Raw genomic sequence first — 15284 nt, forward strand, 5'->3', positions numbered from 1 at the left:
GAACGCGGGTGATATGGACATGAGCCTTTTGGGACCGCCAACCGCATGTGAGGAGATCGCGCATGGCATATGACGTTGCCTCGCCCGTCATCACCGAGATCGAACAACGACGTTCCGAAACCGGGATCAGCTGGCAGAACATCGCCGACCATATCGACCGCCCGCTGGTGTGGACCGTGGCGGCCCTGCTTGGCAGCCACCCGATGCCCGCCGAGCAGGCCGGCCGGGTCGGCGAGCTACTCGGTCTCAGCGCCGAAACCGTTGCCGCGCTTGCGCGTCAGCCCTATCGGACCGCAGACCCTGCCCTGCTCACCGATCCGACCATCTACCGTTTCGTCGAGTTGGCCAACGTGTACGGCCCGACGTTCAAGGCCCTCATCCACGAGGAGTTCGGGGACGGCATCATGAGCGCCATCAACTGCAATGTGTCCTTCGCGCGCCGGTCCGATCCCGACGGTGACCGAGTTGTCCTGACGATCGACGGCAAATTCCTGCCGTACCACTGGTAGGGGAGACCGGATATGTCGTACGTCAAACCCGCCGAACTCGCGACCCGCATCATCGACGCCGGTGAGTCGAAGGTGTTCATGTCTACCCGCGACACCCTGATACGTGCCTACATGGCGGGTGCCATCCTGGCACTCGCGGCAGCTTTTGCGATCACCATCTCGACGAAGACCGGGGAGCCGCTGCTCGGTGCAGTGCTGTTCCCGGTCGGCTTCTGCATGTTGCACCTGCTCGGATTCGATTTGCTGACAGCGGTATTCACGTTGGTGCCGCTGGCCTGGCTGGACAAGCGTCCCGGGGTCACACTGCGGCCGATGCTGCGCAACTGGGGCCTGGTGTTCCTCGGGAATCTCCTCGGGGCGCTGACGGTCGCGGTGTTCATGGCGGTGTATTTCACCTACGGGTTCAGCGTGGCCCCCGATGCCGTGGGGCAGGCGATCGGGGAGATCGGCGCCGGGCGGACGGTCGGCTACGCCGATCACGGTGCTGCGGGCATGCTGACGTTGTTCCTGCGCGGGGTGATGTGCAACTGGATGGTGTCGATGGGTGTGGTGGGTGCCATGATGTCGGACAGCCTGCCCGGCAAGGTGATCGCCATGTGGATGCCGATCATGGTGTTCTTCTACCTCGGTTTCGAGCACTCCATCGTCAATATGTTCCTGTTCCCGTCGGGGTTGATGCTGGGTGGGGAGTTCACCATCGTGGATTATCTTGTGTGGAACGAGATCCCGACGGTATTGGGCAACCTCGTCGGCGGACTGGCCTTCGTCGGGCTTGTCATCTATGCCACCCACGGCAAGACCGGACCGTTGCGTCCGCGGCCGAACGAGCTCGTCTCGGTCGACGCCGTCGCAGGCCCCAACCGGGTGTGATTGCCGCCGGACTCGCGGGGCGGTCTGCAACCCCGACCGCGAGTCCGGCCGTGATCAGGGCGATACCGGTGAGCAGGCCGGCCCGGCCTGCATCATCGGCCGCACGCTGATGGGTCGGACATGATTCTGTTGTCAGAGGTGCGGAGTAACCTCGGGGACATGATCGAACACCAGTTCGAAGGACCGGGGATGGTGGTCGCTGACCACCTCGATGCCGCGCGCGATCAGCTGCGCACCGAACGGGTCGCCGTGGCGGCCAAGATTCTGGCGGCGGGCCGGTTCGCGCTGGCGCGGATGGCTGAGCTGGGCCACGCCTTCGAGGACCTGATCGTCGATGACTGGGAACTGGCTGCCGCCGAACTGGGCGCCGAGCTAGGGATCAGTCGGGGTCGGGCCTGCACGCTGATCACCCAGGGCCGCGACCTGATCGTTCGGCTCCCGGCATTGGCCGACGTGTTCGCTCAGGGGGCGGTGGATCTGCGGGTGCTGCGGGTCATCCTCCATCGCGTCGCGTTGATCGTGGACCCCGACGTCATGTCGGTCATCGACACCCAGCTCGCAGGACAGGCCACCTCGTGGAACGCCATGTCCGATGAACGGATCGGTGACTTGGTCGACTGGATGGTGGTCGATGTGGACCCCGAGGCGGTCCGTCGGGCCCGAGAGGCGCGGCGCGGTCGGCGTATCACGGTGGAGCCCGTCGGGGACGGCATGGTCGAGATCTACGGCCGCGTCGATGCCGCCAAGGGCGCGGTTTTCGATCAGGGGTTGGACGCGCTGGCCCGCACCACGTGCGCAGCGGACCCGCGCACCTTCCAAGAGCGGCGCGCAGATTCGGTGGACGCGCTGACAGCGGGTGCGAAAAGCATCCCGTGCCTGTGCGGACGTCCGGAATGTCCAGCGGCCGACAATGAGGTCGCCAAGGGACACTTCGTGATTCACCTGCTGGGCGAACGGGACTCCGTTATCGAAGCGCACACCGGACATGCTGACGAACCCTCTGATGACGATCAGCGCACCGACACCACCCCCGTGGACCCGGTTGAAGCAATCCAGCCGGCGCGACCGACCCGGCCCGCGCTGATCCCCGGATACGGTGTGATCACAGGCGAAGCTCTGGCCGACCTGATCCCGCAGGCCACAATCCGGCCCGTCCCCACGGCGACCGATCTGGGCACCGAGCGCGGCTATCACCCGTCGCGGGGGCTGACTGATTTCGTCGGCTGCCGCGACCTGACGTGTCGCTGGCCGGGCTGCACCGTGGCGGTGGCGCGCTGCGATATCGACCACACCACACCCTGGCCGGCCGGTCCGACGCATCCGTCGAACGCCAAGCTGTACTGCCGCATTCACCATCTGATCAAGACATTTCACTGCGGGCCCGGCGGCTGGACCGACCAACAACATCCCGACGGCACCCTCACCCTTACCGCCCCCAACGGCCGGGTGTACACCACCAAGCCCGACGGCGCGTTGTTCTTCCCGCAGTTCACCGTGGCTACCGCCGGTCTCGGCGCCATCGATATCCCGCCACCGATCCCGGGCCGAGAACGGGCCGCCCCCAAGCGGTCCCGCACCCGCGCTCAGAACCGGGCCTACCGAATAGCCCACGAGCGTGCGCTCAACCGCGCGGCCATCGCGGCCGATCCGCCGCCCTTCTGAGCGGCAGCGCCGGTGGAGTCACACCCGGATGACGTTGGGGACCAATGACTCGTAGCGGTGTGCTTCGGGTGCCGACAGTTCGGTGCCCGTGATGATCGTCTGGAAGTCGGCAATATTGGCGAATCGGCAGAAGTGCGATTCACCGAACTTGGAGTGCGCCGCCACCAACACGCGCCGGCTCGAAACCTGGACAGCCGTCTTCTTCACCGCTGCAACCGCCGGATCCGGCGTGGTGATGCCGTGCTCGGTCGAAATACCGTTGGTGCCCATATAGGCCACATCGATGACCAGGCTACGCAACCGCTCCAGCGCCCATTCGTCGACACACGCCAGCGTTCGCCCGCGCATCCGCCCACCCAGCAACAACACCGTGACCGTCTCGCTGTGTGCCAGGGCCTCCGCCGCCAGCAGCGACGCCGTAACCACGGTGAGTTGTCGGTCGGCGAGCAGCTGTGCAATCAACCGCGGGGTGAACCCCTCGTCGACATAGACGGTTTCGGCGCCGTGCAACTGTTCGACCGCCGCACCCGCGATCCGATGCTTCTGCGCCAGATCGACCTGGCTGCGGAATTCGACGCCGGATTCGAACGCCGCGGTCTCCAACGGCACGGCGCCGCCGTGCACCCGTTTGAGCAACCGCCGACCCGCGAGCACCTTCAGGTCGCGACGGATGGTCTCCGTCGCGACCTGAAGTTCTTCGGCCAAGGCCGGCACCTCGACCCGCCCACGACTACGGGCGAACTCGACGATCTGACGCTGGCGGGTGTCCGAATCCACGGTGGACATTCTCCACCGACAACTAGTCGCCGGATGTCAGCACGGCACGGATCTCCTCGGCGCTGGTCGCGGCGCGCAGTCGGGCAACCTGCTCCTTGTCCAGGAACACGTGCGCGATCTTGGTCAGCAACGCCATATGGTCATTGCCCGCCCCCGCGATACCGACCACGAACTCCGCGGGTTTTCCGTTCCAATCGATCGGTTCGGCGTAGCGCACAAAGGAGATCCCGGTCTTGCGGATCGCGGTCTTGGCATCGTTGGTTCCGTGTGGGATGGCCAGGCCGTTGCCCATATAGGTCGACACCGACTTCTCGCGCTCGTGCATGGCGGTGACGTAGCCGGGCTCGACCGCGCCGGCAGTGACCAGCAGCCCGCCGGCCTCGTCGATGGCCGCCGACGCCGTGCTGCCGGTACCGCTGAGCACGATCGAGGACAGTGGCAGCACATCGTCACCGGGCGAGTCCGATGCGGGTGCGGCAGCCTCCTCGACCGGGGCGGACTCGGCTCCGCCGTTGGTCTTGCGCAACAACTCGACGATCTCGTCATAGGCGGGGGTGCTCATGAAGTCCTCCACCGAGACATGCACCGCCGAACCGGTTCGCTGCTTGGCCCGGTCGGTCAGGTCGCGGTGGGTGACGACCAGTCCGTAGCTGTCGGTGAGGTTCGCGATGGACTGATTGGTCACCTTCACATCACCGAACCCGGCGGCGTTGACCTTCTTGCGCAACACCGAGGCACCCATCGCCGAGGAGCCCATCCCCGCATCGCAGGCGAAGACGATGTTCTGGATGCGCCCGCCCCCGGTCAGCATGCCGGACACGCTGGACTTCTTGCCCTTCATCGACTCCATGGACGCGGTGGCCGCGGTGAGATCACCGTCGTCGGTGGCCTTGTCGGTCTTGAGCAGGAAGGCCGCCACGACGAAGGACACCGCGGCAGCACCCAGCACCGACAGGGTGACACCGAGGAAGCTTCCGCTGGCGGTCTGGGCGTAGATCGCGATGATCGACCCGGGTGCGGCCGGGGCGCGCAGGCCGGAACCGAACAGCACGTTGATGAACACACCGGTCATGCCGCCCAGGATGGTGGCGATGATCAGCTTGGGCTTCATCAGCACGTACGGGAAGTAGATCTCGTGAATGCCACCGAAGAACTGGATGATCGCCGCACCGGGAGCCGATGCGCGGGCCGCGCCCTTGCCGAAGAACATGAACGCCAAAAGCAATCCCAGCCCGGGGCCCGGATTGGCCTCGAGCAGGAACAGGATGGATTTGCCGGTCTCCAGCGCCTGAGTGGTGCCCAGCGGCGTCAGCACGCCGTGGTTGATGGCGTTGTTGAGGAACAACACCTTGGCCGGCTCGATGAGAATCGAGGTCAGCGGCAGAAGATTGTTGTTGACCAGGAAGTCCACGGCGCTGCCGGCGCCGCGGGTGAAACCGGAGACGATCGGTCCGATCCCGAAGAACCCGAAGATGGCCAGCAGCATGCCGAGGATGCCCGCGGAGAAGTTGTCCACCAGCATCTCGAAGCCGGGCCGGATCTTGCCTTCCCACAGCGCATCCAGCTTCTTCATGCACCAGCCGCCCAGCGGGCCCATGATCATCGCGCCCATGAACATCGGCACGTCCGCTCCGGCGACGACGCCCATGGTCGCGATGGCGCCGACCACCGCGCCGCGGTTGCCGTGCACCATCCGGCCGCCGGTGAACCCGATCAGCAACGGCAGCAGGTAGGTGATCATCGGGCCGACGATCCCCGCGCCGTCATAGCTGCCCCAGCCGCCGATCTTGGCGACCCAGCCGTCAGGATCCTGCAGGCTGGTGAAGAGGGCCTGCAGCCAGCCCTGCTCGATGAACAGCGCCGTGATCAGGCCCCAGGCGATGAACGCGCCGATATTGGGCATGACCATGTTGGACAGGGCGGTACCGAGCTTCTGCACGCGTACCCGCGCTCCGGTCCGCGGGGCGGGGGACCCATCCACTGGTGCGTTGGCGAGGGACATCCGATGACCTCCGGTTCACTGCAGTTCCGAACCGGACGCTTCGGTGACGCCGGTCACATGCATATCTAGTAATACGCATACCTGGGCAGCAATGCAAGAGATTCGGGCAAAAACGGGCGAACAAATCTGTGGTTTTATGACCGAATTGCGGTTAGGCTCCCAACCAACACATCGCTGCGAAGGTCGACAACCGAAAGGACCGCGCATGTTAGCCCTGCGTTTCTATGCCCCCGAGGACGTTCGCCTGGAAGACGTGCCCGAGCCGGAATGCGGTCCCGACGAGGTGAAGCTGCGGGTGCGCAACTGCTCCACCTGCGGCACCGACGTCAAGATCTTCCACAACGGGCACCAGAACCTCACCCCGCCGCGCACCATCGGTCACGAGATCGCGGGCGAGATCGTCGAGGTCGGCGCCGATGTGAACGCGACCTACGGCAGCGACTGGGCGGTCGGCGATCGCGTCCAGGTGATCGCCGCGGTGCCGTGTGGGGAATGCCACGAGTGTCGCAAGGGCTGGATGGCCGTGTGCCAGAACCAGACGTCGATGGGCTACCAGTACGACGGTGGTTTCGCCGAGTACATGATCGTGCCCCGACAGGTTCTCAAAGTCGATGGGCTGAACAAGATTCCGGACAATGTCGGATTCGACGAGGCCTCGGCGGCCGAACCCTTCGCCTGCGCGATCAACGCCCAGGAACTGCTCGGCATCGAAGAGGGCGACACCGTCGTGGTCTTCGGTGCGGGGCCGATCGGATGCATGCACATCCGAATCGCGCGTGGCGTGCACAAGTGCGGGCCGATCTATCTCGTCGACGTCAACGACGCCCGACTCAAGATGTCCGCCGACGCGGTCAACCCGGACGGTGTCATCAACGCCGCCCAGGTCGACGTCGTCGAGAAGGTCATGGAGCTCACCGGCGGTCGCGGTGCCGATGTCGTGATCACCGCGACGGCCGCCAACATCGCTCAGGAGCAGGCCATCTCGATGGCCGCCCGCAACGGCCGGATCTCCTTCTTCGGTGGACTGCCCAAGACCGATCCGACCATCACGTGCGACTCCAATGTCGTGCACTACCGCCAGTTGCACATCCACGGCGCCAACGGTTCGGCCCCCGAGCACAACAAGCGCGCCCTGCAGTACATCTCCACCGGGCAGGTTCCGGTCAAGGATCTGATCACCCGGCACATCCCGCTGGAGAACGTGCTGGACGCCTTCGACATCGTCAAGAACGGCGAGGCCATCAAGGTCACGGTCGAACCGTCCTGACCGGTCGGCCGGGTCAGCCGCCCACCGCGATGATGTAGCCGGCGATCCCCGCCACGCAGGCACCGCAGCACAGGACCAGGGTGCCGATCGCGAACGGCCAAGCCCTGCTCCGTCGCACCAATCTGACGATGGTGAACACGGTGCCCGCCACCCACAACACACCGGCGGTGATGAACCCCGCGAACATCGCGCTGACCCCGGCGTCGATATGGCAGGTGGCCGGCGGGCAGTAGTCGGTGAACGCCATGAAGAAGATGCCGAAGAACGCTGCCACCGCGCCGCCGGCGACGGCCAGCAACAGTGCCGTGATCGAGATCGCGATATCGATGCCCGACACCGGAGGTTTCTGCGGCGGGTACCCGTACGGGTAGGTCATGACGCCCGATCGTATGGCCTGACCACGTGTGGCGACGGTGAACGCGTAACGTGTTGGCGCGCGGGCACGAGAGGGGACGGCAGCCGATGCGGAACTATTACACCGCCGATGCTATTCGCGCCGCCGAGGCGCCCCTGCTCGCATCGCAGCCAGAGGGGACCCTGATGCGTCGCGCCGCGTACGGTCTGGCGGGCGTCGTCGCCGCAGAGTTGCGCCGCCGCACCGGCGGCATCGCCGGACGCACGATCTGCGCCGTGGTCGGTTCCGGTGACAACGGCGGTGACGCGCTCTGGGCGGCGACCTTCCTGCGGCGTCGTGGTGTCCAGGCTTCGGCAGTGCTGCTCGCGCCCGATCGCACCCACCGCCGGGCGCTCGCCGCGTTCTGCAAGGCCGGTGGCCGCATCGACGAGACCATCCCGGCGACAACAGATCTGGTCATCGACGGGGTGGTCGGGATATCCGGTCGCGGCGCGCTGCGTCCCGATGCCGCCGCGGTCTTCGCCGCCACCGGCGCACCCGTCGTCGCCGTGGATCTGCCCAGCGGTATCGACGTGCACACCGGCGCGGCCGAGGGCGCGCACGTGACGGCCGCGGTCACCGTCACCTTCGGCGGACTCAAACCCGTTCACGCACTCGCCGATTGCGGCCGGGTCGAACTCATCGACATCGGTCTGGACCTACCGACCTCGGACATCCTCGGACTCGACGCCGCCGATATCGCGGACTGCTGGCCGATCCCGGGCCCGCACGATGACAAGTACAGCCAAGGCGTGACCGGGGTGATGGCAGGCTCGGCGACTTATCCGGGCGCGGCGATCCTGTGCACGGGAGCGGCCGTCGCGGCGACCTCCGGAATGGTGCGTTACGCGGGAACCGCGGCTGCAGAGGTGGTTTCGCACTGGCCCGAGGTCATCGCGACGTCCGATCGCGAGTCCGCGGGCCGGGTGCAGGCCTGGGTGGTGGGCCCGGGACTCGGCACCGACGAATCGACTGCCGAGGCGCTGCGGTGGGCGCTGCAGACCGACCTGCCGGTGCTCGTCGACGCCGATGCGCTCACCCTGCTGGCCGCCGCACCCGAGCTGGCGGCCGACCGCCGCGCGCCCACGGTGCTCACCCCGCACGCGGGTGAGTTCGCCCGACTGGCCGGTGGACCGCCCGGTGCCGACCGGGTGTCGGCCACCCGTGGCCTCGCCGACCGTCTCGGCGCCACCGTCCTGCTCAAGGGCAATGTCACGGTGATCGCCGACCCCGGCTCGAACACGGTCTACCTCAACCCCGCGGGGCAATCCTGGGCTGCCACGGCGGGTTCCGGCGACGTGCTGTCCGGCGTGATCGGCGCACTGCTGGCCGCCGGACTGCCTGCCGGCCGCGCCGCGGCAGCAGGGGCATTCGTGCATGCCCGCGCGGCCCGTGCCGCCGCCGAAGACCCAGGGCCTGCGCCGGTACCGACATCGGCCGCGGCGATTCTGGCCCATCTGCGTGCCGCGTTGGGCTGCGTCCTCTAGAAAGGACACATGCCCAACGTCTCCCGTCATTCCTCGCTGAGCCCCGCCTACACCGGACGGCTGTCGACCAGCCCGATCCCGGCCCTGCGGTTGCCGGACGAGTCGATGGAGCCCGAGCAGACCTATCGCTTCATCCACGACGAGCTCATGCTCGACGGTAGTTCGCGGCTGAACCTCGCGACGTTCGTCACCACCTGGATGGACCCCGAGGCCGACCAGCTGATGTCGGAGACGTTCGACAAAAACATGATCGACAAGGACGAGTACCCGGTCACCGCCGCCATCGAGCAGCGTTGCGTGTGCATGGTCGCCGACCTTTTCCACGCGGAAGATCTGCGCGACGATGATCCGTCGACAGCGGTCGGGGTGTCGACGGTCGGCTCAAGCGAGGCGGTCATGCTGGCCGGTCTGGCGATGAAATGGCGGTGGCGCGCCAAGATCGGGGGCGCGAAGGGCGACGGGTGGAAGGGCCGCACCCCGAACCTGGTGATGGGTTCCAACGTCCAGGTGGTCTGGGAGAAGTTCTGCCGCTACTTCGATGTCGAGGCCCGGTATCTGCCGATGGCCGAAGGCCGCTACGTGATCACTCCCGAACAGGTGCTCGACGCCGTGGACGAGGACACCATCGGCGTGGTCGGCATCCTGGGCACCACCTACACCGGCGAGTTGGAACCCATCGGCGAGATCTGCGCCGCCCTGGACGGCTTGGCCAAGGACAAGGGACTCGACATCCCGGTCCACGTCGACGCCGCCAGTGGCGGTTTCGTCGTCCCGTTCCTGCACCCGGACGTGGTGTGGGATTTCCGGTTGCCGCGCGTGGTGTCGATCAACGTCAGCGGCCACAAGTACGGGCTGACCTACCCGGGTATCGGCTTCGTGGTGTGGCGCAACAAGGAATACCTTCCCGAGGAGCTGGTCTTCCGGGTCAACTACCTCGGCGGGGACATGCCCACGTTCACGCTCAACTTCTCCCGCCCGGGCAACCAGGTGGTCGGCCAGTACTACAACTTCCTGCGCCTGGGCAGGGAGGGCTATCTACAGGTGATGCGCTGCCTGTCGGAGACCGCGCAATGGCTGGGCAGGGAACTCGCCGCGATGACGGTGGACCACAAGCAGTTGTTCGAGGTCATCACCGACGGATCGGCCATCCCGGTGGTCGCGTTCAGGCTGGCCACCGACACCCCCTACACGGTGTTCGACATCTCGGCGATGTTGCGCAGCTACGGCTGGCAGGTCCCGGCCTACACCATGCCCGACGATGCCACCGACGTCGCGGTCCTGCGGATCGTCGTGCGTGAGGGGTTCTCGGCGAACCTGGCCCGCGCACTGCGCGACGATCTGGTCGAGGTGCTGGGCAAACTGTCCAAGGTCGGCATCGGCGGCTTCGCCGACGAGGAGCATTTCGCCCACTGATCCGGGGTTTGGGACAATCGGAGCAGTGATCACCACCGAGAACGTCCCGCGCGCGATCGTCGACCTCGACGCCATCGCCCACAATGTCACCGAACTGCGCGAACACGCCGGTTCGGCCGCCGTGATGGCCGTGGTCAAGGCGGACGGATACGGACATGGCGCGGTCCGCGTCGCGCAGGCGGCACTGGCCGCAGGCGCCGCCGAGCTGGGCGTGGCGACCGTCACCGAAGCCGCCGCGCTGCGGGCGGGCGGGGTGACCGCACCGCTGCTGGCCTGGTTGCACGCGCCGGACACCGATTTCGCCCCCGCGGTGCGGACCGGGGTGCAGCTGGCGGTGTCCTCGGCCGCCGAGCTCTCCGGCGTGCTCGACGCGGTGCGGCGTACCGGCGACAGCGCCACGGTCACCGTGAAGGCCGACACCGGGCTCAGCCGCAACGGGGTGGCGCCCGCCGAATTCGACGCGGTGCTGGCGGCCCTGGCCACCGCCCGCGCCGAGGGTTCGGTGCGGGTACGTGGCCTGATGTCGCACCTGGCGCACGGGGACACCCCGGACCACCCGTTCAACGGCATCCAGGGTGACCGGCTGCGTGAGCTCGCGGCCCGGGCCCGGCGCCACGGTATCGACTTCGAGCTGCTGCACCTGGCCAATTCGCCGGCTGCGCTGACCCGACCCGACCTGGCCTTCGACATGGTGCGCCCGGGAATAGCGGTGTATGGACAGACCCCGATCCCCGAACGCGGTGCGATGGGACTGCGACCGGCGATGACGGTGGCCTGCCCGGTGGCCAAGATCCGGGAACTGCGGGCAGGCGACGGTGTCTCCTACGGTCACACCTGGGTCGCCGACCGCGATACCACGGTGGCGCTGATCCCGGCCGGCTACGCCGACGGGATTTTCCGGTCGCTGAGCAACCGGCTGGAGGTGGCCATCAACGGCCGTCGGTATCCCGCCGTGGGCCGGATCTGCATGGATCAGTTCGTGGTGGATCTGGGTCCCGACGGGGCCGGGGTGAATGTGGGGGACGCGGCGATCCTGTTCGGCCCGGGCGACCGTGGCGAACCGACGGCGCAGGATTGGGCCGATCTTTTGGGCACCATCAATTACGAGGTGGTGACCAGTCCGCGCGGGCGCATCGTGCGCAGCTACACCGGCGGACGGGAGGGCACCCCGTGAGCGGGCTGGCGCGCTGGCTCGCCGGAGCGGCCGGGCTGACCGCGGTCGGATCGCTGGCCGGAGTCACCGTCGCGCGGTCGCTGACCCGCCGGGTAAGTGCCGACGATCCCTATGCCGGTGAAGATTTCAGCCTGATGTACGCCGATCGCAGCGTCGTGGTGACCACCGCCGACGGGGTTCCGCTGGCGGTGCGCGAATGCGGACCGCCCGATGCGCCGCTGACCGTGGTGTTCGCGCACGGCTTCTGTCTGCGGATGGGCGCCTTCCACTTCCAGCGTGACCGGCTGGCGCGGCAATGGGGTGACCAGGTCCGGATGGTGTTCTACGACCAGCGCGGCCACGGTCTGTCCGGAGATGCCTCCCCGGACACCTTCACTGTGCCGCAGCTGGGTCAGGACCTGGAATCGGTACTGGCCGTCCTGGCACCCAAGGGGCCGGTCGTGCTGGTCGGGCACTCCATGGGCGGCATGACGGTGCTCTCGCACGCCCGCCAGTACCCCGAGCGCTACCGCACTCGTATCGTCGGTGTCGCGCTCATCTCCTCTGCGGCAGAGGGTGTTTCGCGATCGCCATTGGGTGAGATCCTGCGCAATCCGGCACTGGAGGCGGCCAGGTTCAGCGTGCGTTACGCGCCGGGGCTGTTGCATCGGGGCCGCGGGGTGGTGCGCTCGGTGATCGCACCGATCCTGCGTGCGGCGTCCTATGGGCGTGAGGACATCAGCCCGTCGGTGGTGGCGTTCAGCGAGTCCATGATGCACGACACCCCCGTGCACACGTTGGTGGGTTTCCTGCACGCCCTGGAGGTACACGACGAAACCGAGGCCCTGCCGGTGCTGGCGAAGATTCCGACGCTGATCGCCTGTGGCGACCGGGATCTGCTGACACCGCTGGAATACTCGCAGGAGATGGCCGCGCAATTGCCGAAATCCGAGCTCGTCGTGGTCGAGGGTGCCGGACATCTCGTGCAGCTGGAACAACCCGACATCATCGACGATGCGCTGGTGCGACTGGTCGAGCGGTCCACCCCGTCGAAACTGGTGGCGCTGACCCGACGGCTGCGGGATCGGGCACGTCATGGCTGAGCGCGCCGGCGGCACCGCGACACTTCCCACCGCTGAGGACACCGTTGCGCTGGGGGCAGCGCTCGGTGCGGACCTGCGGGCCGGTGACGTGGTGGTGCTTTCCGGGCCGCTCGGTGCCGGCAAAACGATGCTGACCAAGGGAATTGCCCGCGGCATGGATGTCGAGGGTCCGGTGACCTCACCCACCTACGTATTGGCCCGGGTGCACCCACCGCGACGTGCCGGGGCGCCCACGCTGGTCCACGTCGACATCTACCGGCTGCTCGACCATGGCGGGGATCTGCTCGCCGAACTCGACTCGCTGGACCTCGATACCGATCTCGACGATGCCGTGGTCGTCGTCGAGTGGGGTGAGGGTCTGGCCGAACGACTCTCCGACCATCATCTCGACATCCGGCTCGACCGCGATGCCGACTCCGAGGAACGCACGGTGACCTGGCAGTGGAGCACATCATGAGTCCCCGTCACTTCACCGGCCCAACGGACGCGACCCTCGTACTGGCCATCGACACCGCGACCCCTGCGGTCACCGCGGGCGTCGTGCGGGTCGCCGACGACATCACCACGCTGGCCGAGCGCACCATCGTCGACCACCGTGCACATGCCGAGCGGCTGACCCCGAATGTGGTTGCCGCGCTGGCCGACTGCGATGCGTCGATGGCCGATCTGGGCGCGGTGGTGGTCGGCTGCGGTCCCGGACCCTTCACCGGCCTGCGGGTCGGGATGGCGACCGCGGCGGCCTATGGGCAGGCGTTGGGTATCCCGGTGTTCGGGGTGTGCACGCTGGACGCCATCGGCGGTGCCACCGACGGCGAGGTCCTCGTCGTCACCGATGCGCGCCGCCGCGAGGTGTACTGGGCGCGCTACCGCGACGGGGTGCGCACCGGCGGACCGCAGGTCGGTCCTGCCGCGGACGTGGACAGCGCCGGCGTGCAGAGCGTGGCCGGATCACCCTCGCATGCCGGGTTGTTCGGGCTGCCGGTGATCGGCCCGGAGATTCCCTCGGCCGCCGGACTGGTCGCCGCCGTTGCCGATTGGACCGTCGAGCCCGACCCGCTGGTCCCGCTCTATCTGCGCCGACCGGATGCCAAGACGCTGGCCGAACGAGGACTGGCGTGACCGAACCGAGCACGGTGAAGATCGACGCGCTGACCAAAGCGGATGCGGTGCGGTGTGCGGAACTGGAGGCGCAGCTGTTCGCCGGTGACGATCCGTGGCCACCGGCGGCCTTCGTGCACGGGATCGCCGGGAAACACAACCATTACATCGCCGCGCGCGAGGACGGCAAACTGGTCGGCTACGCCGGGATCTCCCGGCTGGGCCGCATCCCACCCTACGAATATGAGGTGCACACCATCGGTGTCGACCCGGCTTGGCAGGGCCACGGTATCGGCCGTGCACTACTGGATGATCTGCTCGCCTTCGCCAAGAGGGGAGAGGTGTTCCTGGAGGTCCGCACCGACAACGAGCCGGCCATCGCGCTCTACACCAGTGTGGGTTTCGTGACGGTCGGGGTGCGCAAGCGGTACTACAAGGTCAGCGGCGCCGATGCCTACACCATGAAACGGGACGCGACATGATCATCCTGGCCATCGAAAGCTCCTGCGACGAGACCGGAGTCGGGATCGCCCGGTTGCAGGACGGCACCGTCACGCTGTTGGCTGACGAGGTCGCCTCCAGCGTCGACGAGCACTCCCGGTACGGCGGGGTGGTCCCCGAGATCGCCTCCCGGGCGCATCTGGAGGCGTTGGGGCCCACCATGAAACGCGCACTGGACGCCGCGGGTGTGCAGCGTCCGGATGTGGTCGCCGCGACCATCGGCCCCGGCCTGGCCGGCGCCCTGCTGGTGGGGGTGGCCGCGGCCAAGGCGTATGCCGCGGCGTGGGAGGTGCCGTTCTACGCCGTCAACCACCTGGGCGGTCACCTGGCCGCCGATGTCTACGACCACGGGCCGCTGCCGGAGTGCGTCGGGTTGCTGGTGTCCGGCGGGCACACCGAATTGCTGCATGTGCGCTCGCTCGGCAAACCGATCGTCGAACTCGGCAGCACCGTGGACGATGCGGCGGGGGAGGCCTATGACAAGGTGGCCCGCCTGCTGGGGCTCGGTTATCCCGGCGGGAAGCCACTCGACGACCTGGCCCGCACGGGCGACCGACGCGCGATCGTCTTCCCGCGCGGCATGACCGGCCCGCGCGATGACCCCTACGCGTTCAGCTTCTCAGGTCTGAAGACGGCCGTGGCCCGCCATCTTGAGAAGAACCCTGATGCCCCGCCCGCCGATGTGGCCGCCGGCTTCCAGGAGGCGGTCGCCGATGTGCTGACCGCCAAGGCGGTGCGCGCCGCAACCGACCTCGGCGTCTCGACACTGCTGATCGCCGGCGGGGTGGCGGCCAACTCGCGTGTGCGCGAGCTTGCCGAGGAGCGTTGTGCCGCAGCCGGCCTCACGCTACGGGTGCCCCGTCCCCGCTTGTGCACCGACAACGGCGCGATGATCGCCTCGTTCGCCGCGCACCTCATCGACGCCGGTGCGCCGCCGTCGGGATTGGACGCGGCGAGCAACCCGGGGCTGCCGGTGATCCAGGGGCAGGTGGCGTGAGCGAAGACCGGAGCCGACGCGAAGACCGGAGCGCCGAGAGTGCCTACAGAT

The 15284-nt window shown here is 67.5% G+C and carries 15 protein-coding genes; 12 read left to right on the forward strand and 3 right to left on the reverse strand.

The window, feature by feature from the left end; translation table 11 throughout:
• Positions 1-62: 62 nt before the first annotated feature.
• From cynS to IC40_RS0110005, 3 genes are all read left to right on the forward strand, one after another.
• On the forward strand, positions 63-509 hold the full coding sequence (cynS, locus tag IC40_RS0109995) for a cyanase (RefSeq protein WP_030134570.1): 447 nt from the start codon (positions 63-65) through the stop codon (positions 507-509).
• 12 nt (positions 510-521) lie between these two features.
• On the forward strand, positions 522-1379 hold the full coding sequence (locus tag IC40_RS0110000; RefSeq protein WP_030134571.1) for a formate/nitrite transporter family protein: 858 nt from the start codon (positions 522-524) through the stop codon (positions 1377-1379).
• 159 nt (positions 1380-1538) lie between these two features.
• Entirely contained in the window at positions 1539-3041 is a 1503-nt protein-coding gene (locus tag IC40_RS0110005; RefSeq protein WP_030134572.1) for an HNH endonuclease signature motif containing protein, read from the forward strand.
• A gap of 18 nt (positions 3042-3059) precedes the next feature.
• On the opposite strand, the gene IC40_RS0110010 is transcribed toward IC40_RS0110005, so the two are convergent.
• Complete coding sequence (locus tag IC40_RS0110010; RefSeq protein WP_030134573.1) at positions 3060-3818, reverse strand: DeoR/GlpR family DNA-binding transcription regulator; 759 nt, start codon at positions 3816-3818, stop codon at positions 3060-3062.
• Between the two features lie 22 nt (positions 3819-3840).
• Positions 3841-5820 carry a PTS mannitol transporter subunit IICBA gene (locus tag IC40_RS0110015; protein ID WP_030134574.1) on the reverse strand — a complete coding sequence of 660 codons (1980 nt, stop codon included), beginning with the start codon at positions 5818-5820 and terminating at the stop codon, positions 3841-3843.
• 205 nt (positions 5821-6025) lie between these two features.
• On the opposite strand from IC40_RS0110015, the gene IC40_RS0110020 reads away from it, so the two are divergent.
• Entirely contained in the window at positions 6026-7087 is a 1062-nt protein-coding gene (locus IC40_RS0110020; protein WP_030134575.1) for a zinc-dependent dehydrogenase, read from the forward strand.
• A gap of 13 nt (positions 7088-7100) precedes the next feature.
• Here IC40_RS0110020 and IC40_RS0110025 read toward each other — a convergent pair whose 3' ends face one another.
• A complete protein-coding gene (locus tag IC40_RS0110025) occupies positions 7101-7463 on the reverse strand; it encodes a hypothetical protein (RefSeq protein WP_030134576.1) in 363 nt (120 codons plus the stop codon).
• An 86-nt stretch (positions 7464-7549) separates the two neighbouring features.
• Between IC40_RS0110025 and IC40_RS0110030 the strand changes: the two genes are divergently transcribed.
• From IC40_RS0110030 to tsaD, 8 genes are read left to right on the forward strand one after another with little or no spacing between them, the layout of a single operon-like run.
• Positions 7550-8968, forward strand: a complete 1419-nt coding sequence (locus IC40_RS0110030; protein WP_030134577.1) for an NAD(P)H-hydrate dehydratase — start codon at positions 7550-7552, stop codon at positions 8966-8968.
• Positions 8969-8977: 9 nt separating this feature from the next.
• Positions 8978-10381 (forward strand): glutamate decarboxylase, encoded by a 1404-nt coding sequence (gene gad / locus IC40_RS0110035; RefSeq protein WP_030134578.1) that lies wholly within the window; start codon positions 8978-8980, stop codon positions 10379-10381.
• Positions 10382-10406: 25 nt separating this feature from the next.
• On the forward strand, positions 10407-11555 hold the full coding sequence (gene alr, locus IC40_RS0110040; protein ID WP_030134579.1) for an alanine racemase: 1149 nt from the start codon (positions 10407-10409) through the stop codon (positions 11553-11555).
• Entirely contained in the window at positions 11552-12637 is a 1086-nt protein-coding gene (locus IC40_RS0110045; protein ID WP_030134580.1) for an alpha/beta fold hydrolase, read from the forward strand. Before alr ends, IC40_RS0110045 begins: the two co-directional genes overlap by 4 nt.
• Positions 12630-13094 carry a tRNA (adenosine(37)-N6)-threonylcarbamoyltransferase complex ATPase subunit type 1 TsaE gene (gene tsaE / locus IC40_RS0110050; protein ID WP_030134581.1) on the forward strand — a complete coding sequence of 155 codons (465 nt, stop codon included), beginning with the start codon at positions 12630-12632 and terminating at the stop codon, positions 13092-13094. The genes IC40_RS0110045 and tsaE overlap by 8 nt, the downstream gene beginning before the upstream one ends.
• Entirely contained in the window at positions 13091-13756 is a 666-nt protein-coding gene (gene tsaB / locus IC40_RS0110055) for a tRNA (adenosine(37)-N6)-threonylcarbamoyltransferase complex dimerization subunit type 1 TsaB (RefSeq protein ID WP_030134582.1), read from the forward strand. The genes tsaE and tsaB overlap by 4 nt, the downstream gene beginning before the upstream one ends.
• A complete protein-coding gene (gene rimI / locus IC40_RS0110060; protein ID WP_030134583.1) occupies positions 13753-14217 on the forward strand; it encodes a ribosomal protein S18-alanine N-acetyltransferase in 465 nt (154 codons plus the stop codon). The genes tsaB and rimI overlap by 4 nt, the downstream gene beginning before the upstream one ends.
• Positions 14214-15233 (forward strand): tRNA (adenosine(37)-N6)-threonylcarbamoyltransferase complex transferase subunit TsaD, encoded by a 1020-nt coding sequence (gene tsaD, locus IC40_RS0110065; RefSeq protein ID WP_030134584.1) that lies wholly within the window; start codon positions 14214-14216, stop codon positions 15231-15233. Before rimI ends, tsaD begins: the two co-directional genes overlap by 4 nt.
• Positions 15234-15284 lie beyond the last annotated feature (51 nt).

Origin of the sequence: Mycolicibacterium neoaurum ATCC 25795, from assembly GCF_000691525.1 — a bacterium.
Lineage (GTDB): Bacteria > Actinomycetota > Actinomycetes > Mycobacteriales > Mycobacteriaceae > Mycobacterium > Mycobacterium neoaurum.